The following is a 20,470-nucleotide window of genomic DNA, read 5'->3' on the forward strand; positions in this document are numbered from 1 at the left end:
AGGTACTTTATTGGGAGAATTCTTACGCTGATGGAATCCCCAAAAGTTATAGAAATCAATCTTATTAAACATTCAATGTAATATTAACAAGCATAAGTTTCCTACTTCGTGGGTTGATCTAAGAAAGGATATGTTAAGTATGCAAATTAACCAATTTGGACAAAAAATCGGTGAGCCAGTTGAGGGGTATCAACACCCGCTAGTTCCAAAAAGAAATACAATAGGAGGGAAATACTGTACGTTAGAAAAGGTATCAATGAAGCATTTTGATGATCTGTACAAAAATGTTTATGGGCCCGATAGTGACGATAAACAGTGGACCTATCTGCCAACCGAAAAATTTACAAATGAAAAGGAATTCGAAATTTTCTTATCAAAATTGATAAAATCAGAAGACCCTTTTTACTATGCAATAGTTGACAATGACACTGACGAGGCACTGGGCTGTTTTTCACTAATGCGGATCAATATCGAAAATAGTTCGGTGGAAGTTGGACATGTAATATACTCTAAAAGACTAAAAAAAACTAGAATTGCTACTGAAGCACAGTTTCTACTGGCGCGTTACGTATTCGAAGAGCTGCACTATAGACGTTATGAATGGAAGTGTGATAGTTTAAACGACCCTTCTAGAAAGGCAGCTCTAAGATTGGGATTTCAATATGAAGGAACTTTTAGGCAAGCACTTGTATACAAACAAAGAAATAGAGATACAGCTTGGTTTTCGATAATTGATAAAGAATGGCCCAATATAAAAAATCGGTTCGAAAAGTGGCTTTTGGAAAGCAATTTTGATGAATATGGAAATCAAATTTCAAAACTAGACAACCAGTTTTGAAACGAGAAATTACTTTATCCATTTTTATGATGTTTCAAAACAGATCCGCGGCTTCTTGCTCTCGAAGTTTTTTCATGGCCACCGGGCGTTGCAAGTGGGACTTCCCCCACAGATTTGACTCCACCAACCGTGGCAGAAATCGGTACCTGGTATGCAGCTTCATATCAACGCACTGGTGTTAATACAGAGTGCAAGCTTTTGATGCTTGCCCATGCATTTGATTCGTGGAATACGATAAGAATCACACTGAAAACTGACGCTCGTAACATACGTTCATGTTCTGCTATACAAAGGCTTGGTGCTACTTTTGAAGGCATTCGCAGGGTACACCTCCCTGCAAGTGATGGTAGCATTAGGGATACAGCTTATTTTTCAATCATTGCCGAAGAATGGCCTGCGGTGCGTACAAATCTCAAAGATCGGCTTGAAAAATATAACTGAGTAAAGCGAACGAGAATCAGAGTGTAATGAACATAAGCCGGAGCCTCTTGTTGAGCAGGAATCCGGCTTTTTTATGAAAAGTGGCTTAGCGTGCGAAATCCGCAATTTTTGTAGGTGGTCCACCTTGAAGAAGTCAAATAAAAAAAGTCACCCACATTTGAAAACGTACAGGAAATTTGACTTTTTTAGTTTGAAGTTAAGCTTTGTGCAAAAAATCCACGTTTCCTAATGTCACTTTTGATATCGTGAAATTTGGAAATAAAAACAATCCTATGACCCGTCTCGGCTGAACCCCAAATAGACCTCGTTCCGTGGTCATGTATCTGTTGAAAAAGCTAATTCTTTTTTGGCTTCTTGTACCTTTTGGTTACTAAGCACAAAACTTACGATTGCTGCAACGCTACAAACATATGGAAGTAAAGAATATCCCCAATTAGATATGACATAACCTCCAATCATTGAACCAATGGTAATACCAATATACAGAGCCGTATTATTCCATGCCATAACAATTCCTCGTTCTTTTGGATATTCCACAGCTAATCGTGCTTGGTATGATGTAAATCCTGCATACCCAACTAAAGCCCACATAAAAAGAAAGAAATAAACCCAATCACCAGATGAGAAGAATATCCCTAAACAAATGAGTATTAAAATTAAGAAAATTAGCGTAGCCTTCGAAATTTTCACTTCTCCGAATTTATCTGTTAATTGCCCACTCGTAAGGCTCCCCAAAACAGCACCGACACCATAAAAAGCAACAGCTAGTGCGATTTCTGATGATGAGAATTTATTTTTGGAGTAAAGAGCTGCACCTAGATAAACATAAAGGGTATACATTGAAATCGCCCAAATGGTAGTAACACTTACAGAACCAAGTATTCTTAGCAGATTTCCTTCTAATAGGTTTCTTGTTAAATCATTTTTAGGAATAGATTCCCATGTTTTAAAATTCACTACCGCCAATATGGCTCCTATGATTGCCATTACAACAAATACTGAGCGCCATCCAAGAAAATGCTCTAATAACGTACCGATTGGCGCACCTGCCCAAAGAGCAGTCAAGTGCCCTGAGACAACAATCGAAAGCCATGTACCTCTTCGATTGGGTGGGGCAGTATCTCCAATGATTGCGTATATCAAAGGAGTGATTGAAGCAACGGATAAACCAGCTAAAATACGGCTAACAATCAGCCATAAAAATGAAGGAGAAAATGCAGTTAGCGTATTAGAAATAGCGAACAGCAATAAGCCAAATGTAATCAATGTTCTCCGATTTTTTATATCTGAAAGCCAACCGAAGAAAGGAGCCGAAAAACCATATGTAACTGCAAAAACAGTTACCATCCATCCAGTGGTCGATGCACTAACTTTATATACCTCTGAAATAAACGGTAATAATGGGGATACCACAAATAAATCAGTACCCATTAGAAACAAAGTTATCCAACCAACGCTTAAACTTATCCTCCCTTGCAACTCCATATAATCCCTCATATAAAATATATTTTTACATGTATATTCTCTAGGGGGCATAAAAGAACTTTATGTAAGTGGAATTACCCCTATAATATGAGACAAAAAAACACCGATAGTTTGAAACCACCAGTGTTTTCTCGGACAATTACTTCTCCCATTAGGCCCTGAGTAAATTTGAAGTCATTCATTACATCCATTTACACAGTTTTATATTCATTTTAAGAACAAAATGGGCACAATTCAGGAATCCATCCAAATAGAAGAGGAAGGTCTAATCACATTCCTCTTTATGCACCAACTCGATCTGCGGCAATTTTGAAACCACCATTTGAAGCACTGTCTGCATCAACAAAGTGAATTTTAATAAACTAATCTCCCAATACTGCTTAATTACCCATTGAGAGAGTTGCCATGCAAATCAAAAAGTTATTGCGGTCTCACTGAAAATTTAAATTGCGATGCCCTATTGCCTTTTTCTGCGAACGAAAACTTGTTAATATTCACATTACTAGTAGAGTGCCGGCTTGGGTATTTCATTCCTGCCTCGTTCAATTATTGTTGCACTAGTGTCTACTGGTGATTCACCTTAAACTTTATTTGAGCAAAAATAGCCAAACTCTTTATCACTTTAATGTAACAAAAACGGATAACCTCTAGGAGTCAATGAAATAAGCCTGATAGACGTCCTCAAATCAGAGAGCGAAGATGTGATTGATACGATTCAGCTTAATATGGAACTTGAGAAAGTAAAAAAATACATCGACATTTTAGATGATCGTGAAAAAGAAGTCATCGTCGGCCGATTCGGTCTGGATTTAAAAAAAGAAAAGACGCAGCGGGAAATCGTGAAGGAGCTGGGGATTTCCCGCAGTTATGTGTCACGGATTGAGAAACGGGCGCTGATGAAGATGTTTCATGAGTTCTACAGGGCGGAGAAAGGAGAAGCGGAAGAAAGCGAAGGGACAATAATGCAGAAGAAGCTGGATCTAATATTCCGGCTTTCTCTAATTCATTTACATGCTTCTTCTAAAACTTTTCGAAACTAATGGAGACAGAATATATGAAACCGCTTATCCCACTATCTCAACTCGCCAGCACTGATAAGCTCAATTATCACCGAGAAAGACGGTCAGGATCTTAGCAAACTTTACTTATAAGTCCTTTACTTGCATCCAAAACTCGCCAGAAAAAAATCTTTCATCAACATACTTCAGGACATCCTTAGTCCCTGCTTTCTATATACAGGCCTCGATCTGGCTGTCGATGCTTGACCCCTTGATCGCTTGTTCCTATTACCCTGGATCGCCTTCCTATAAAGTTTTATTAAGTAATGATAGCAATCGTTAATGCATTTGTCAGCTTGCGGTCCCTCGATGATTATCACCTTCATAAAATGCATCACCCCTTGGGTAATGCTATGTAACAACTGTTTGTCCTAATGAGGTGATTTTCAATGAGTATGAAAACATTATAAAAAACCGATAGTTTGAAACCATCGGTTTTTATCTGACATTTACTAATGCCTAAGTCCCCAATAACGATTTTTCTTTTATAACTAGGCAAATAACATGCACTGGTGCCATGTCCACTAAAATAATCACAATAAAAAACTAGCCGTATATTTTAAATCGACTCAATTCTTTTAAAGTAATCACAGGTTCACCCGTTTAGCTACTTAATGACTTACACTGCCAAGCACCATCTCCCGAAAGAGTTATATCCCCTAATGCCTACTTTGAACATATTTAATTGATTTTCATTTAAGAAACAATTGTGGGTTCTGGTTCTCCGTATTTCATACCATGCGGGATTCTAGATTGCTCAAACTTATGTAGAATATCAAAGCTCATCTTCCACAGCCTCTGCATCTGCTCTTTACTTTGTGATGGTGAAGTTTTTCTTGTAATTAACCACAACAAATAATTACAGAATATTCCCTATTTATTGAATACGCAATATCATCAAGAAGAATTTTGATCGTTATATTACTCCTACATAACATAACATAACATATCATTTTGATTCATAAAGTTCATCACAATTAAGCAATTTATAAAACTAAAAATTAACAGACTTTCTTTTTAATTATACATTGTTAGGTAGAACAATTATTGTTAAAGCAAATATGTAAGCTGCTTATGAACAACAGTGTCCTAAAATCTCGAAGAAATGGGCTGATTTAGGGTACAACTCAATCGCCCTTCAAGTAGACTTTTTTAAAATTTATTCTTTAGAAATGAATACTGTATCAGACACATACAGAGGAAACATTGACATAAATAAAGATGAAAAAGGCTTATTAGACATTAGTGTGACAGGAGAAATTAGAGCAAAAATTAAAGCAGATTACGGGTTTATTCAATCAATAAGTGGCTATATTAACGCAGCTATATGATGATAGACTGCTGAAAACCAGTAAAATAATACCCAAAAAAATATCCCTCTCATTGCGAAAAGGGATATTTCTTATTAATTATTCTTCATATCCATACTAAGACGTTTACTCTTAGTTTACATTATAAAATCAGTAATTACTGTTTATCCAACTCAAGTAGACCATTCCCCTCAATCTTCTTGTCATGTCCAAGAGGTTTGGTTCGCTTTATAAGTTGTGCATAAATTTCCGGTTCTGTAAATTTCCGCCCGAATTCCTTTTCACATTGATTGATTATAAGTGATACACCACCAGCAACATGAGGTGCAGCCATTGAAGTCCCTGAGAACTCTGCATGACTTCCACCAGGAATTGTAGACATAATTTTCACACCTGGTGCAACTAGATCAATCTCGAGATTTGTGTTTGTAAAACAAGGCCAATTACCTTCCAAATCTACAGCACCTACTTCAACAACCTCTTGATAAGCTCCAGGAAAGCTAAATTCATCTTTTAAAGGAGAACAATCTCCTCCGCTACGGATATCGCCTTCGTTCCCAGCAGCACACACAATAAGAATATCTTCGTTTACTGCCTCTTTAATAACATCATGCAATTGCGGATCATCTTGAGGACCTCCTAATGACATGTTAATGACTCGAATTCTTTCTTGATTTGGCCCTCTCCATTTAATACAGTGTTTAATTGCTTTTATGATGTCTTTATTAAAAGCTCCAACATCTCCATTACTATCTTTTGTAAAAACTCTTCCAATAAAAAGACTTACCTCCGGAGCTACCCCTACTACGCCCTCATCATTGATTGTGGCGCCTACCGTTCCCGCAACATGAGTTCCGTGCTGATCAATATCAGAAAAATCATCAGGATCACCTTGATCGGTAAAGTTTTTACCATCTATAATCCTTTCCTTTAAATCAGTATGAGTTGGGTCACAACCAGTATCTAAAATTGCTACAACCACTCCTGATCCCTTATCACTTACGTCCCAAATCTCTGGAGCTTTAATCATTTTAACACCTGCTGGAATTTCTTTCACATCTTCAATAACTGATTCAACAGTATATGGAATAAGACGAAAATCTGCCAAAAAACTCACTCCTTAAAATGTTTTCAAACTATGTATGCCCCTTTCAATTTAACCTATACTTAATTAATTAATTTCTCATTATTTTGAACAATGAAGACGAAATTAAGTACATTAATTAAATGGCACTATCAAGATCCAATTGAATGGGTAGAAAAAGGAATAAATCCATACCTAGACTATAGACTGGAATCGTCTAACTTTCTGATGTTAGTCGATATTTTTGTCAAAGATCGAGAATGCTGATCACTTTAACCATTCTGTCAATTATAGACGAGTTTTGGTCATTTTTTTGGTCAAACATCTCAAACTGAACTAATCGTTCTGATGGTATAATATAGTAACTCAGTTAAAAAGGAGGAATCACAGCAAAATCAAATCAATGCTATATAAAATGGGAGTGGGGAAGGCAAAGATCTTTCCGCTTTGGAACGGGGACGGCACAATAACGCTCATAGGATCTGTTTTCTGTAACATTTGTTCGCTGTTATTTACATGACTAATATGTATCACTCCTTTAGTTCTTGTTCAATAATCGTGCCCGATTGTGGAAGATCGTTATTGAACTAAAGCCCCCGATAGTTGGATAAGAAAAAGCAAAAGAACTTGCTATTTCTCAAATACATCCACCAAATTCAATGTTAGTTTGTTTTTCATACATACTAATAATAAAAGTAAAACCTTATTAAAACTTTACAAGACAAACTGAATTGACTATAGTCTAATTAGACTAAAATATTGATGTAAAGAAGTGAAAAATTAGATGATAAAGTCTTTTTTAATGTTGGGGCAGTCGAATATGGCGGGCCGTGGATTTTTGAATGAAGTAGACCCTATCTATAATGAAAAAATAAAAATGCTGCGCAATGGACAGTGGCAGATGATGACAGAGCCGATTAATTACGACCGTCCGGTTTCCGGCGTTGGCCTGGCGGCATCTTTTGCAGATGCATGGTCGAAAGCTCATCCCGATGAAGAAATTGGCTTGATCCCTTGTGCGGAAGGTGGCAGTTCATTGAATGACTGGCATCCGGAAGGCATCCTTTTTCAGCATGCTTTGTCCGAAGCCCGCTTCGCCCTCCGGTCCAGTCAAATTTGTGGAATCCTTTGGCACCAGGGTGAGAGTGACAGTTATCAGTCGCTACATGAAACTTATTACGAGAAATTAACTCTTATCATCGAGACGCTAAGAAACGAGTTGAAACTTGATGAGATACCGTTAATTATTGGAGGGCTTGGTGACTTTCTTGGGAAGACCGGTTTTGGACAGCACGCGACCGAATTTCGACAGGTTAATGAACAATTGCTGCGTTTTGCTAATGAACAATGGAATTGTTATTTTGTTACTGCATCAGGTTTGACTGCGAATCCTGATGGCATTCATTTAGACGCAGCTTCACAACGCAAATTCGGTTACCGCTATTTCGAGGCTTTTTCGAAAAAGTACCATATCCTGAAACCCATTTCGGGAGAGGAGCAATCACTGAAAGTGAATGGTGACTATTCTAAAACAGAACAGATTTACCTTCATAGTATGGATTTGGCTTCGGGTAAAATCACGTATGCGGAATTTGAGGCGCGGATGGCGAAGGTGATGAAACCATAATTCCCTTACTTATCCTTGGCTTGCTAATCCAAAACCCCGGAGCTCACGGCTATGAACTTCTGGCCTTAATGGAAAAACGTCATTACAAATACATTGTTAACTTCACGAAAGGTTCATTTTATTACAATCTGCAGCAACTTGAAGAAAAGTGTTTTATTGAACAGATTCAGCAGAAACCCTCAACCAGTGGGCGTGAAATCCGTAACTTTAAAGTCACAGAATCGGGAAGGGCAGAATTCGAAAAATTAATGATCAAATACGGCACCAAATCGGAATATGTGAACCTGCAATTTTATGGGGCGTTACTCTTTGCCGATGATTTCGACAAAAATAAATTACTGGATCTGATCCAATCACAAATCGACCAGACTAAAACTCGAATCGAGCTCCTTGATGAATACCTGTCCATCACTCAAGAAATTCCCGGCACAATCAATTACTTTCGCCGTATGAACGAAAATTCCCGTTCACATCACTTGGTTAATTTAGAGTGGTTCGAAAAATTGAAAGCAGAAATAGAGTGAACTATTGCATAATAAAAAAATGTAATGTTAAATATATAAGAATATTAGTTACCTTAATATAAAACCTGTGTCGTAGATATCTAGTAACACCATTGATACAGGTTTTATACTCCTTCTTTAATTAAACCAGCTAATAGAGTTGTCAACACTTGCCCCCCAACAAGAGCAAATGAATCTGCTGCGTGTTCTTCTTTTTCAATCCTTCGTATTAATAACCACTTTTTACACCTATTTAGTATTGAAGTAAGTCAACTGATTTTTCTCCTTCTTCCGCTAAACTGCTGCTTTAGTCGAATAAGAAAAAGTGATCTCCCTTAAGGAAGAATCACTTCCTCTAATTGAACAAGCAGTGAAGGTGAACATCGTTCTTGACATAAATTTTTTATATACCTCTGCGTAAGCAACTTTTAATGGATCCCTAAGTTGCTTGTTATTATCTTCTAATTTCTTAATATTACGTTTCAGTGGTCCATCATCAGTATTTGTATCCCAAGTAACATCTATATCTCTGCCCAAATTCTCAAAAAATGAGAAATGTTTGAAAATTACATATCCCCCAAAAAATTAAAAACTGAGCGGCAGTTCTTCAAGTGCTCTCATCAGAAAATTCCCTTTCCATTTAATTTGTTCCTTTTCGCCTTTTATCTGTATATTTGGACAGCGGCGTAATAAAGTGGAAATAGCAATCTTTGATTCTAAGCGGGCAAGCTGTGCACCAAATAATGGTAAGAAAATTTGAGTATCAATCTGCAATTTAGCTGTACATGTTCATAATGAACAATACATGATAAATTGTATATTAACGGAGGACCCTATGGGGGACAGACGATCAATCAAGACAAAAAGTGCTATAAAACATGCCTTTTTAAAGTTGCTTCATGAAAAAGAAATCAACAAAATAACTGTTTCCGATTTATCTAAAAAAGCCGATATAAGCCGAGGCACCTTTTATCTTCACTACAAAGATGTGTTTGACTTGTATGAGCAGATCGAAGACGAGATATTTGAACAGCGGAAGCTTTTATGATTCATCATTTCCAAGTGAGGATCCACTGAGCATGCTGACCTTTATAGAAAAAACTACAGAATACATATATCAAAACGTCGAAATTTTTACATTGTTAACAAAACCAAAAATGAATGCCCTTTCAACCAACAAACTGAAAGAGTTTTTTAAAACGAAAGTAATTGAGGAATTGAGCATGTTACGACAATCAGCAAATTCAATTACGGAAACTGAGAAATTCGAAACAACATTTATCGTTTCAGGTGTAGTAGGAATTATAGAGGAATGGATTAACAATGGGATGATAAAAACACCTACTTGTATCTCTAATATCATTCATCAATTGTTATTAAAATTTGAAGATTAATATGAAAAGAAGGAGACTTCTTGTAAATCCAATAGATTTTTCACGGAGAAGCCCTGTGTTATTCCACATGCATATAACCTTATGAATTTGGTCTCCTTGGGGGAAGAAGAATTGTTTGCTGAAATGCTCGAGTACCTGTGGATATGCTGGTGGTACCGAACGTGTATGACCTGTTTCTTTCAACTGCTGCATAAAGACAATGAAAAAGCGAATCGCGAAACCTGTTCTCGATATTCTATATAGCTAGCTCGGGTAGCCACACGCATGTGCTATTTGTTTCGGAAGACTGCTTAAATAGGTGAAATACAGATTTTTATAACTTTCTTCATCGATTGTGTTAAAAGAAAATGATCCACCATCAGCAATTGCATATTGCAGTTCAAAACATTTGGGAGTTTAACATATTCACCAATTTTATTAGCACTGACTTTGGATACTTTTAATGTTTTTAAGGCAGTAACTTTTGAATCAGCTTTTGCAATAGTAGATATTTTGTCGATGCCTTTTATTCAACTATTGCAAGAATAACAGTACTACCAAAGCTAAAAAAATGAGCATCTAAACCCCTCCCTGCCAAGCGGAAACGACAACGATCGTAAAAATTGCTTGCTTAGGGCTCGTTAAGAAAGGCTGTAGTGATAGGCCATAGTGCGCCAATACATTATTTCAAAGTAAAAAGTATACTTATGAGGACAAGCTTTCTTGAAAATAAAATACCTCAGCAGCATTCTTGAACTCAAGTAACGCCGCTAAGGTACTCTTTTCAAATTCACAAAAAAAGTCTATTCTACTATTATTTTAAACTCATCCTCTAATTCCTCTTGAGCCTCTTGTAAAACTTCTAATGTATCATCAGCGTATGAACCTAAAAACTTTTTACTAAACTCAAAATTTCTCCAGATTATAGTTAACGGCAACTCTATCCACCCTGTAAGACAATCCCATAAAGCATCTAAATTTTCCCCATAGTAGTCTGGGAAGTCTAATTTATCTTTTAATGCATTATGTAACCCTTCTTTATTTTCAAAATCTTTTCCATCTACAATTATTTTTTTCATTAAAAACTATGTCCTCCATCATTTTATTTTTAACTAACGTTTTAGAATGATCTGTTGTTTTATATATTAATCCATCATTCGAATAGAGTAATCTGACATTCCCTCTGTAACCTGTGATAGTTTATATCAGCTTCACGCCACACTGTATTTTTAGCTTCAGTAAGACGTTTTTCTCTGTTTTTGTAAATATCTCCCCCGATACTTTTCCCCGGTGTTACTTTTGATAAATTTACCTTTTTGCTTTCCTGTCCTAATTTTCTTGCTTCTCCTTTATTTATGTAATTATCCGGCATCGGCCATTGATCGCCATCTCATCCATACTGAGCAACACCCCGATTTTACATTAGAGTTGCTGAACCATAGAGCATTCTCTGCAACTGTTGAACCTCTTTCACCATCCAGTGATAGCTGTTGATTAGATTTTCCGTTATCCTATAAGAACTAATATATTTTTAGCAGGGAGCTAGCCATGATTGAAAAATACACAACTGAAGTTTCTTTAGACTTTTTTAATGGTGATGAAACAGATTTAAAGGATACAATTGAGGAGATTAGACTTTTTGCAAAGACATATGAGAACGATAAAGTAACCGTCCTAAGTGTTACTGAAAACGAATCTTCAAAGGAAAAAACTATAAAGTTCTTTTACAGCACGAAAGAGATACAGATAATCTAGGACGTAAATATGAATATGATGAAGAAAAACTATTCGGTTTCTTTGAAGATGAAGAATAGTTATTACCCCGTTAGCGCATATAAAGAACCCACATTTTAGTGGTTTTTTTCAATTATTCATTTACATAACCTTAAAATCTATCTGATGATTAATCCGCGCGAATCACTGTTCTGCCATGCTCAGGAGCTTCTAAGACATGCGCAGTACCCCGTTTGAACATGTATTACAGGAAGCTGACCCAACATTTATTTAATCAATCAGTGATGGAAAATCTATGCTCCCCCCTTTTGTAATTAATAATGAAATCCTCATCATGCATTAACGCGAAATGAAAACAACAAAAAAGACGTGTCCCTTCATGATCCGATCGGGCAGGATATTGATTACGGAGATAAAAATGATAGCTGCATTCGAAAAAGCTATGTATCACTCAGAAACTCATGTTAAATATGTGGATAGCCCATCTCCCTTCTCATAGAAGGAGATGGGCTCTTTTTCACTTCAATATTTTTTGGATTTCGCTTTTTTGGACCGTAAATTCTATCAGGTAATCCAATGTATGAGTAACACCTAACTTCAAAATACACCACAAACATTGATTTAAGATACCGTTCCTTCTACAACATATGAGAATAGGGATGATTAAACCAATCAGTAAAAATCTCTTTCTGTAGAATTCTACACCCTTCCTTTAAAATACTTTATTTCTATAAATACGTATCGATAGAAGCCAAGAACAAACATATAGAATCATAACCGAAAACAGAATTAACAAATAAACATTAAGATTTTGCAATGATAATAATATTCGAACACATTCTCTCATTATATCATTCAAATTTCGGAACAAGGTATTAACTAATACCATATAAATACCAAGTAAGATAAGTGAGCCTTTGAACAAATATTGGCTGTTAAACTGATAACTAAATGGAAAGATAAATGAAGCAGATACCATCACAAGGCATACGATAAACATTAGATCTATCCATGTTGTTAGTTCTCTATGAATGATCAAGTTCCCTATAAAAATTGTAAAAACTACAATCAAAGTAAAAATAAGTACCCCGATGTACTTTGAACTAACAATTTCCCTTCGTGTATAAGGCAGTGAATTCAGCAGAGTATTTATTCGGGCTTTTTCATCCATTGAAAAAGCGTTCATTATTATGCCAATACTAAATAAAAAACCTGACCAGATATATGATATATTTAACGTTAAATAAACAAATAAAGCAGGCAGTAATATCATAAGAGATTTCTTTTGTAAAATGATATCTTTTCTTATTAAGTGAAACACCTTACTTAGCCCCTTTCTTTGTATAGAACATCAGCTCTTCAATCGTTGGTTTTTCGATCAAAACTAAGTCACCAAACACATCTTCTATACGTGCTTTATTGGCTGTTAATGCCTCAAAACAAGCATTAGATTTCCGAATGGAGATGAACTCCTGTTCTGTATCTCGATCTAATAGCTCCGTGCCTCCTTTTACAATGGCGTACTCTTCTTGAATTTGATACGATTTCTTTGTGAAAATATGCTCGCCATTATGAATAAAAGTAATATAATCTGCAATACGGTCTAAATCTGTTGTAATATGAGTAGAAAAGAAGATCGTTTTCTTTCCATCTTGCATTATATTATGTAGTATATCTAGAAACTCCCTGCGAAATATTGGGTCTAATCCCGATGTAGGTTCATCCATAATAATTAACTCTGCATGATGTGACAAGGCTATTGACAAAGAAGCTTTCATCATCATTCCTTTAGAAAATGATTTGATTTTTTTATTTAACGGCAGTTCAAATTTTTCAACATAGTGATTAAATAGGCTGTCATCCCAATTCATATAGCAGGGCCTTATAATCTCCTTCATTTCTGCTAATGTTAAATGTGCGTAGAAAATATTTTCATCAAATACAAAACCAATCCGTTGCTTTATTTCTTTTTCATGTTCTTTATGATCTAACCCAAATATCGAAATCGATCCGCTATCTGGTTGCAATAAGTTCATAATAAGTTTAATCGTTGTAGATTTTCCAACACCATTACCACCAATAAACCCAGTTATAAATCCTTTTTTAACTGTCATTGAAATATCTTTTAGTTGAAAATCACCAAATGATTTATAAACATGTTTTAATTCAATAACATTTTCCACTATTCTTCCTCCCTATATAACAGTGTAAGTATGTCCTTTAATTCTGTAAGTGAGATGCCAATTTCTTTACTGTTTTGAATTGCCGTCAACAATTGCTCTTCAATTACCTTCATTTTTCTTTCTTTAATCATCTCACTATCCTGCTCCGATACAAAAGAACCTTTCCCAACAACCGAATATATGAATCCGTTCTTCTCAAGTTCCTCATAGGCACGTTTTGTTGTAATAACACTTATATCCAAATCCTTCGCTAATTGTCGCATTGAAGGTAAGGATTGCCCTGCATGTAATTCATTGGTCAAAATATGTTTTTTAATTTGAGCATAAATCTGCTCATAAATAGGTTCTTTTGAATGATTTGAAATGATAATTTGCATATAAAACCCCACTATCATATTGTATATACACTTTATATACAATATACACAAACCAATACCAACATACAACTCTTTTTTAATATTATATTTAAATAAACACACCTTTGAGTTTATCGTATGCTATTGGTAAGTGAAGGGCTATAGCATTACTTCGCTCACTCGTATGGTGGTATAATAGCTGCCAAGATAACAGGGGATAATGGAGAATGAAAAAAGAACCTTCAAAGCTAAGGTTCTTTTTTTCGTTCATCACTTTTACTGCCATGATAGTAAAAGTGTATTTCTTCACAATATTTATTTAAAATGTTGAGTCCCTATGTGTGTCGCATATCTCTCTGATAACGAGTGCAGTACGCTTTTCTTTGAGTAATTTAAGAACAATCTTGAGTGCCACATGATAACTTTTGGATGATCCATAACGACCAACGAGAAACTGAAACTTTTGATTCCAATCAAAGAGAAATTCTTTGAAATAGGGATTTACTTGTTTAATCACTGTCATCACCTTTGTTCACAATGGTGATCTCAAAAGAATTATCTTCTTCCATAAGTTCTTCAATCTCTAATTTTTTCTTGTTGATATTTAAACGCATATGCTCCAATTTAAGGCGTCGTTCGTCTTCTGAATGGGCTAATTCGTCAAACTGCTTTATAAGGTTTCTGAGCTCTGCCATTGCCCGTGATTGAGCGTTCAAGAACGTGGCATGACGATCCCAAGAAAACTGGAATTCATACTCCTCCTCTTCGACTTCGTTCGTCTCAGATAGGACAGACTTTTTCTTTTTCAGTTCCTTAATCATTTCTTCCTTATCAGAAACGAACATGATTTTTTGTGCCCTTAATATTGCAGCATATTGGATCTGTATCTGTCCATATCATATCGACAGGTGAACTTTCTTGAATTCCTTTCATGATGGATAGCGTTTCTTCTGGAATGAATTTAGAGAAGAATCCATGAGTTACAGCGTTTTGATTTCTCAGTGGAGCAACACCACCTTTATTTCCTAATGCATTTTTATTTCCAAGCGGTGCTCTTCCTCCCTTGTTTCCTTTTGCATTTTTGTTCCCTTTAGGTGCGCCTGGACGAAAAGAAGCGCTCCCTTTTGATTTAGGAGCACTCCTTTTCATTTTTTCTTCCCATTTATCGTTGGCCTTCCATTTGTGAACAGTGCTGCTTGTGACACCAATCTTCTCAGCAATGTCTTTTAATTTCTTGCTTCCTCCACTTTCTTCCCACAAACGAAAAGCTTCATCTCTTCGGGGATCACGTGGTCTTGGCATTACATCTCACCCACCTCCGGATCTATATTTGAGTTTGAGTTTGTTTTAAAACTTATCTTTGGCCCTAGACTCTCTCATTTCACTTAGTAGCGTTTGGTTTTTCTCTATTAATTCATTAATATTAGTTTTTATCTCCTCTTGATTTACTTTAATCAACTCATCAAGCCAATACTTCTGTAATCTTGATAACAAGTACTCATCCTCAAGCTCTGACTCTAAATAATCTAAAAAGCATTTTATGTGATATGTCGAAATCTCGTGTAATCTGGATTTTAAAGTTCTTCCCCCAGGGTTTGAGCGCAAATATTCTGTAGGATGACAACGAGTAAACATCCTGTTCATATTTTCTCCTACAATAAGATCGTCCTCACGCGAATAATTTTTTTGCTTTAGTTTACTTGATAATGTTATAAAGTCGATAATCCGATTATTAATTTCATAAAAGTCTCCAGTACTGTTAACAAAATCTAAAGAGTCATTAACAATTTCGATGAATTCTTGTGTATCACTCAAGTATCCATATGAGTTCACTAATTTGTTAGTATAATCAAACATATTACTAGCAATTTTTGATTCCAGAATATTCCCTTCGATAGATTTGTTAAAGGGTCTTTTATTTAATATATATGGACCTTTGTAAATTTTATGTAGAGCTTTTAAAATATTCACATTTAAAGTTCTGTCATCACTTAACTTTATATCTTTATTATTTTCTATTACGTCAAGTAGAGTAGTGGTAAATAACTCATTTTCCTCTTCTTGTTTAAAGAGATAACTCAAGTCTGATGATGCCTCAGCTGTTCTGACTTTTTCTGATAATGCTGCAATAAAATCAGGTAAGGTGCTAACTTCTATTACATTAATTTTATAAGAAGCAAGATATCTTTTATAGTAAGGAAAATAAGACTTCCATTTTTCCTTCTCACGTTGAGTAAGCACCATATAAAATTTCTTCTCGCCAAGGCTAGAATCATTATCATAATCACGAATGAATTGAAAATAAATTTGATGGATATTAATATCGTTAAACCCGTAGCCCATCATCAATATGATATTGCTAGAGAGCAAAGTGTATAGTTTACTTCTAAAATATCCAAATTGATGCATAAATTTATAGTATTGAGCGTGTGTAAATATTATCTCATTTTCATTAGTTACATCACCATGAATTTTATATATTGTATTTGAACTGTCATCCCAGTTTAACTCATCACCGTTTCCAAGAGACAATACTTTAAAGCCTTTATTGCTAAATATCTCTTTTTCAAGTACATTATCGTAATTTGTAGTTAATATCTGTTTAAAATGTAAGTCTCCCAATAATTTTAATTTATTAATTTCAGTTTGATTAATTGAAGATGTATCTTTTTTTATTTGATCAAGCACAATTTTTGAAAACTTTCTTTCTAATCTTTGATCAATTTCTTTTTTTATACTGCTTGAAAGATATTGGTTTAACTTATCTCTTATAGAACTTTGATCTTCTGCTATTCCAATCTCTTGTATTAAACTATCCTCAACACTATCGTGATTTTTTTCTTTATAATAATCTAAAAACGATTGTGCCAATTGTAGAGGGTCGGCCTTATTTATGTCTTCAGAGTTCAAGTCTTCTATTCCAATTTTCTGCATAACTTTTTTAAGGAGGTCAACCCAGCCTGGATAACCGAAGGGTCTACTAAAGCCTGCCCCAATAAAAGGTACAACTCTCCCAGAAATTATTTGTGAAATTAAATATTTATCTATATTTTCCATTGTTCACACTCCCACCTTATTATCGGGGAATTAGGAGTGAAATTCTATAGATTTGCAGAATTTGTCGAACAAAAAAAGCACCCTACAGGATGCTTTATTTTCTGCTCTTTATGTAATCTTCTTTATTGATACCTAAAAGCTCCGCAGAATGCTCATCTGCTGAATGTTCTAAATGATGCATTTGATATTTAACGAATTCTTCTTCAGTAAACACCTTTTTATCGATGAGAATATCAATTAGAGCTTCTATTGTGCATTGACGGTTTACCGATCCGCCTGCTAGTTGTCCAAGCAAATGTTGCTGATTAATGGTCTTTTCCATATTCCCCACCTCCACTAAATCCTTATATTGTAAATAAAAAATGTCACTTTCTATGACTTAGTTTTAATTCTCGACCATATACTCCTTTTCTTTTCTCATCTTAATTAGCTCAAATAATTTTAGGACTGATGCTGCTTTTACTCTTTTTTTTACGTTCAATGCTTACTATCCAAACTATACTGATTAACGTTATCCCTGCATAAAACAGAGCAAAGTAACTTCGTTGAATACTGTTGTAAATCTGTAGATATCCAGCAAACAGTGGAATTAAAGCAGGTAAAAACTTCGAATGGTCATACTTACTTTCTATAGTAGTTAAACGACCTATTGCATACTCGAGACATTCAATGTCTAACTCATAAATCAGTGATTGACTGTCTTTATAATCACTTAAAGGATTACCTAAACCAAATTTTTCTTGAAAAAATTAAGTAAATCTTTTTCAGTACTTGTGTAGATTAAAATTTCTAAATCTTCTTTTGTCATTTTATTCTTCAACTCCTTTCTTTTTTATATCGGGACGAAACCAGTTTTTGAGTATGATCCAAATTAAATCAAAAAAGCACCCCTAAGGAATGCTATCTTAAACGGTTTACAACTCTTCCTTTTATTTTTTTTCTAATCCCTTTTTCGTCATTAAAATAAAGTATATAAGAGACTTTATCCGTTGATGAAATTTGGTTAGAATCTCTCAATATCCATGAACCTTCTTCGCCTTTATGTATATCCCTATTTTCTACTAAGAGTTCGATGTTCTCTTCATCGAAAAATAATGGTTTTGATAAGTTTAATGTTAAATTCAAAAGATCTATATTGGAGTTATTTTTTATAGAAAAACCAACTCCATAACTTGTTGAATAAAGTGAAATTATAACTTTGACTTCTTTTTCTCTAGCTGCTCTTTGAGCCTGTAACACAGAATACCACAAACTAAATATTGCGGTTAAAGATGTGAGATACTTTGCAAATATTAGATCTTTCCCAGTATAAGCTATATAAGATAATGATCCAACTGTTAGGATAGTAAATATCCCAAGAATACTATAATTAATTATCTTAGCCATTATATTCCCTCCCACCTTAATATCGGCCGGAGATTTTGACAAAAAACCCTTCGCAAAATTTGTCGAACGATTGAACATAAAAAAGACACCTAATAAGGTGCCCATTGAAAAAATTATTGATTTATGCTATCTCCAATCATACTTTCCAATTCTTTTTCAATCTCTTCTTGAGTCATGTCTTCAACTGGTTTATATTCTCCGTTGGCATTATAATCAGCTGGGTTATCTGAAACCCCATTCTCTGGTACATACTCTCCATCATCATTGTAATCATTTGGATTTGAAGAAGGTGCTTTTGGATCACTCTCTAATTCTTCTTCAGTATAAATTGAGCTATCAGATTCACCATTATCTGTATCTGATTCATCAGATGTATCGTCCGTTAAATCAACTGTTGATGAATTGACAGAGTTTACCGATGTATCGTCAGTCGGATCTTCTGAAGAACTTGCACCAATTACCGCCACAATGCCAACTAACATAAAACAAACAAATCTTTTTCATTTGTCTCCTCCCCCACCTTTATTATCAGTGAACAAAGAGAACAAAGGAACGCTTTGCAGAATTTGTCGAATGATTTATTATCTTGTGTACTATATGGTTTAGGTGGCTCAATAAAATTGTGCCGCGCCGACCTGCCTCGCATTTTACACTACAGATTTTTTCAGATTCAACAAATTCTCAAAGTGGCAATCTTGGCATAATTGGCTGATGAACTCACCTTTCAATTTGCGTACAGTTTCCCTTGAAATGCCAAGGTGAAGACCAATAGCACGGTAGCTCATCCCCTCCATCATGCAATCATAGATGACTTTATGTTGCTCTCCATTGATTTTTTCTGCTCCTAACTCCACCGCATATACTCGTTCTTCATAATATTTAAGACGTTTGAAAAGACGCTCTTCTCTCATATCCATTTGCCGCAACTCAGCCTGACTCTTCCCAGGACTTCCTTATGGCATAGCAGCTTCTAATCCATATTGTGCAACACCCCAATTCTTCATGGGAATTACTGAACCATAGAGTACCCTTTGCAATCGACGAACCTCTTTCACCATCCAGTGATAGCTATTGATTAGATTTTCAATGTCTTTTGGATTCATGATTGTGTCCTCCCTTTCTAAATAAAAAACGAACACCAAACCAACAGCGTAAATGCTGTAGTTCAGTGTCCGCAGGCTCTCCGTCTTGGACTTAGTTACCTTTAACTTTTAGTAAAATTGGCTCGTTATATAAATCTTCTAGTTTTTTCATCTTAGTTTTTTTGCACATTTTAGGATCGCTATCATCCCCCAATAAAATGATTTCCTTGTTTATTGGATATAAGATAAACCATTTTTTATTATTTTCATCTCTTATATACACAGTTTTTTTAGTAGTCCAATTAATCAATCTTAGTACAGGAATAGATATGAAAGGAATTGCTGAACAAAGGACAAAAAACATAATTATTACTGCAATTAACATTCCAAAATCTTTAAACTGAGGGAATGCTATCAGCAAATAAAATTGAATATAAAAAGTGAATAAAGAAATTAAATATATAGTCACAATTATAATTTTAAATAGTTTTTTTGATTTCAGTTTAAAAAACCAACGATTTGGATTTTGAATTTCATTAACAATTACAAGAAAGAAGAATATTCCTCCCAATATTATTTGTGAACAGATAGACACCGCTTCGTTATAATCCCATTTTAGTTTGTCTCTTAGAGTCTCTGATATTGAATAAAAAATACACATCCATGCTAAAGCATACAGTAAATATTTACAAAACTTCACAAAAAACCATCTTTCTTTGGAGAATAGCTTCTGTTCAAATATGTTCGAAGATAATAAAGTAATTGGTTGGAATACTTTGAAAATGTTTATTACTAAGAACACTATTGAAATAACAACAGTGGGTATCCCAAAAGAACTCAATAATTTGTTAAGACTTTCTCCCAAATTCATCAATAGTCACCTTCTTCTTCTTAATCTTCCTTAATTTTATCAACCTGTAAATTCTTCTTCAATGCATCTAATAAAACGCATT

The 20,470-nt window shown here is 34.9% G+C and carries 18 protein-coding genes and 10 pseudogenes; 8 read left to right on the plus strand and 20 right to left on the minus strand.

Going from position 1 to position 20,470, the window contains the following annotated elements; all coding sequences use genetic code 11:
* Positions 1-139: 139 nt before the first annotated feature.
* Together AAHT65_RS20310 and AAHT65_RS20315 are read left to right on the plus strand one after the other, a co-directional pair.
* On the plus strand, positions 140-838 hold the full coding sequence (locus AAHT65_RS20310) for a GNAT family protein (protein WP_343310729.1): 699 nt from the start codon (positions 140-142) through the stop codon (positions 836-838).
* Positions 839-886: 48 nt separating this feature from the next.
* Positions 887-1,279: pseudogene (locus tag AAHT65_RS20315) on the plus strand (GNAT family N-acetyltransferase); the annotation flags it as partial.
* A 315-nt stretch (positions 1,280-1,594) separates the two neighbouring features.
* Here the strand turns inward: AAHT65_RS20315 and AAHT65_RS20320 are convergent.
* A complete protein-coding gene (locus tag AAHT65_RS20320) occupies positions 1,595-2,764 on the minus strand; it encodes an MFS transporter (RefSeq protein WP_343310730.1) in 1,170 nt (389 codons plus the stop codon).
* A gap of 656 nt (positions 2,765-3,420) precedes the next feature.
* On the opposite strand from AAHT65_RS20320, the pseudogene AAHT65_RS20325 reads away from it, so the two are divergent.
* Positions 3,421-3,727 (plus strand): annotated as a pseudogene (locus tag AAHT65_RS20325) (sigma factor-like helix-turn-helix DNA-binding protein); the annotation flags it as partial.
* A 171-nt stretch (positions 3,728-3,898) separates the two neighbouring features.
* Here AAHT65_RS20325 and AAHT65_RS21735 read toward each other — a convergent pair.
* From AAHT65_RS21735 to AAHT65_RS20335, 3 genes and pseudogenes are all read right to left on the minus strand, one after another.
* Positions 3,899-4,038, minus strand: a pseudogene (locus tag AAHT65_RS21735) (recombinase family protein); the annotation flags it as partial.
* A pseudogene (locus AAHT65_RS20330) lies at positions 3,999-4,148 on the minus strand (hypothetical protein); the annotation flags it as partial. The pseudogenes AAHT65_RS20330 and AAHT65_RS21735, both read right to left, overlap by 40 nt.
* Before the next feature lie 1,141 nt (positions 4,149-5,289).
* The gene (locus AAHT65_RS20335) at positions 5,290-6,249 is read right to left on the minus strand and encodes a S8 family peptidase (RefSeq protein WP_395939683.1); all 960 of its coding nucleotides are present in this window, start codon (positions 6,247-6,249) and stop codon (positions 5,290-5,292) included.
* Positions 6,250-7,000: 751 nt separating this feature from the next.
* Between AAHT65_RS20335 and AAHT65_RS20340 the strand changes: the two genes are divergently transcribed.
* Positions 7,001-7,843 (plus strand): sialate O-acetylesterase, encoded by an 843-nt coding sequence (locus AAHT65_RS20340; protein ID WP_343310731.1) that lies wholly within the window; start codon positions 7,001-7,003, stop codon positions 7,841-7,843.
* Positions 7,840-8,367 (plus strand): PadR family transcriptional regulator, encoded by a 528-nt coding sequence (locus AAHT65_RS20345; protein WP_061669947.1) that lies wholly within the window; start codon positions 7,840-7,842, stop codon positions 8,365-8,367. The genes AAHT65_RS20340 and AAHT65_RS20345 overlap by 4 nt, the downstream gene beginning before the upstream one ends.
* A gap of 378 nt (positions 8,368-8,745) precedes the next feature.
* Here AAHT65_RS20345 and AAHT65_RS20350 read toward each other — a convergent pair.
* A pseudogene (locus tag AAHT65_RS20350) lies at positions 8,746-8,832 on the minus strand (DUF6262 family protein); the annotation flags it as partial.
* Positions 8,833-8,931: 99 nt separating this feature from the next.
* Positions 8,932-9,084 (minus strand): annotated as a pseudogene (locus tag AAHT65_RS20355) (cytochrome P450); the annotation flags it as partial.
* A 97-nt stretch (positions 9,085-9,181) separates the two neighbouring features.
* On the opposite strand from AAHT65_RS20355, the gene AAHT65_RS21740 reads away from it, so the two are divergent.
* Positions 9,182-9,394: a TetR/AcrR family transcriptional regulator gene (locus AAHT65_RS21740; protein ID WP_425524836.1), complete on the plus strand. Its 213-nt coding sequence runs from the start codon at positions 9,182-9,184 to the stop codon at positions 9,392-9,394.
* A 31-nt stretch (positions 9,395-9,425) separates the two neighbouring features.
* On the plus strand, positions 9,426-9,740 hold the full coding sequence (locus tag AAHT65_RS21745) for a TetR-like C-terminal domain-containing protein (RefSeq protein WP_425524837.1): 315 nt from the start codon (positions 9,426-9,428) through the stop codon (positions 9,738-9,740).
* 782 nt (positions 9,741-10,522) lie between these two features.
* Here AAHT65_RS21745 and AAHT65_RS20365 read toward each other — a convergent pair.
* Together AAHT65_RS20365 and AAHT65_RS20370 are read right to left on the minus strand one after the other, a co-directional pair.
* Positions 10,523-10,798, minus strand: coding sequence for a barstar family protein (locus AAHT65_RS20365; protein ID WP_106360494.1), 276 nt, complete (start codon positions 10,796-10,798; stop codon positions 10,523-10,525).
* 74 nt (positions 10,799-10,872) lie between these two features.
* Positions 10,873-11,091, minus strand: coding sequence for a hypothetical protein (locus AAHT65_RS20370; RefSeq protein ID WP_425524838.1), 219 nt, complete (start codon positions 11,089-11,091; stop codon positions 10,873-10,875).
* Between the two features lie 176 nt (positions 11,092-11,267).
* On the opposite strand from AAHT65_RS20370, the gene AAHT65_RS20375 reads away from it, so the two are divergent.
* Positions 11,268-11,474: a chromosome partitioning protein ParA gene (locus tag AAHT65_RS20375; protein WP_412094581.1), complete on the plus strand. Its 207-nt coding sequence runs from the start codon at positions 11,268-11,270 to the stop codon at positions 11,472-11,474.
* A 120-nt stretch (positions 11,475-11,594) separates the two neighbouring features.
* On the opposite strand, the pseudogene AAHT65_RS20380 reads toward AAHT65_RS20375, so the two are convergent.
* From AAHT65_RS20380 to AAHT65_RS20435, 12 genes and pseudogenes are all read right to left on the minus strand, one after another.
* A pseudogene (locus AAHT65_RS20380) lies at positions 11,595-11,685 on the minus strand (hypothetical protein); the annotation flags it as partial.
* 480 nt (positions 11,686-12,165) lie between these two features.
* On the minus strand, positions 12,166-12,774 hold the full coding sequence (locus AAHT65_RS20385; protein WP_315915443.1) for an ABC-2 transporter permease: 609 nt from the start codon (positions 12,772-12,774) through the stop codon (positions 12,166-12,168).
* A 1-nt stretch (position 12,775) separates the two neighbouring features.
* Entirely contained in the window at positions 12,776-13,636 is an 861-nt protein-coding gene (locus AAHT65_RS20390; RefSeq protein ID WP_327853658.1) for an ABC transporter ATP-binding protein, read from the minus strand.
* The gene (locus tag AAHT65_RS20395) at positions 13,636-14,013 is read right to left on the minus strand and encodes a GntR family transcriptional regulator (RefSeq protein WP_106046778.1); all 378 of its coding nucleotides are present in this window, start codon (positions 14,011-14,013) and stop codon (positions 13,636-13,638) included. The genes AAHT65_RS20390 and AAHT65_RS20395 overlap by 1 nt, the downstream gene beginning before the upstream one ends.
* Positions 14,014-14,314: 301 nt before the next feature.
* Positions 14,315-14,509: pseudogene (locus AAHT65_RS20400) on the minus strand (phage terminase large subunit); the annotation flags it as partial.
* Positions 14,502-15,294, minus strand: a pseudogene (gene terS, locus AAHT65_RS20405) (phage terminase small subunit). The pseudogenes AAHT65_RS20400 and terS, both read right to left, overlap by 8 nt.
* Positions 15,295-15,339: 45 nt before the next feature.
* A complete protein-coding gene (locus AAHT65_RS20410) occupies positions 15,340-17,049 on the minus strand; it encodes an SIR2 family protein (RefSeq protein ID WP_343310732.1) in 1,710 nt (569 codons plus the stop codon).
* Between the two features lie 94 nt (positions 17,050-17,143).
* Positions 17,144-17,371, minus strand: a complete 228-nt coding sequence (locus AAHT65_RS20415) for a hypothetical protein (RefSeq protein WP_343310733.1) — start codon at positions 17,369-17,371, stop codon at positions 17,144-17,146.
* Positions 17,372-17,949: 578 nt separating this feature from the next.
* Positions 17,950-18,435, minus strand: a complete 486-nt coding sequence (locus AAHT65_RS20420; RefSeq protein ID WP_343310734.1) for a hypothetical protein — start codon at positions 18,433-18,435, stop codon at positions 17,950-17,952.
* 113 nt (positions 18,436-18,548) lie between these two features.
* The gene (locus tag AAHT65_RS20425; protein ID WP_343310735.1) at positions 18,549-18,917 is read right to left on the minus strand and encodes a hypothetical protein; all 369 of its coding nucleotides are present in this window, start codon (positions 18,915-18,917) and stop codon (positions 18,549-18,551) included.
* 165 nt (positions 18,918-19,082) lie between these two features.
* Positions 19,083-19,538, minus strand: a pseudogene (locus AAHT65_RS20430) (sigma factor-like helix-turn-helix DNA-binding protein).
* Between the two features lie 91 nt (positions 19,539-19,629).
* Positions 19,630-20,388, minus strand: coding sequence for a hypothetical protein (locus AAHT65_RS20435; RefSeq protein ID WP_343310736.1), 759 nt, complete (start codon positions 20,386-20,388; stop codon positions 19,630-19,632).
* Positions 20,389-20,470 lie beyond the last annotated feature (82 nt).

The organism is Bacillus atrophaeus (genome assembly GCF_039519175.1).
Taxonomy (GTDB): Bacteria; Bacillota; Bacilli; order Bacillales; family Bacillaceae; genus Bacillus; species Bacillus atrophaeus.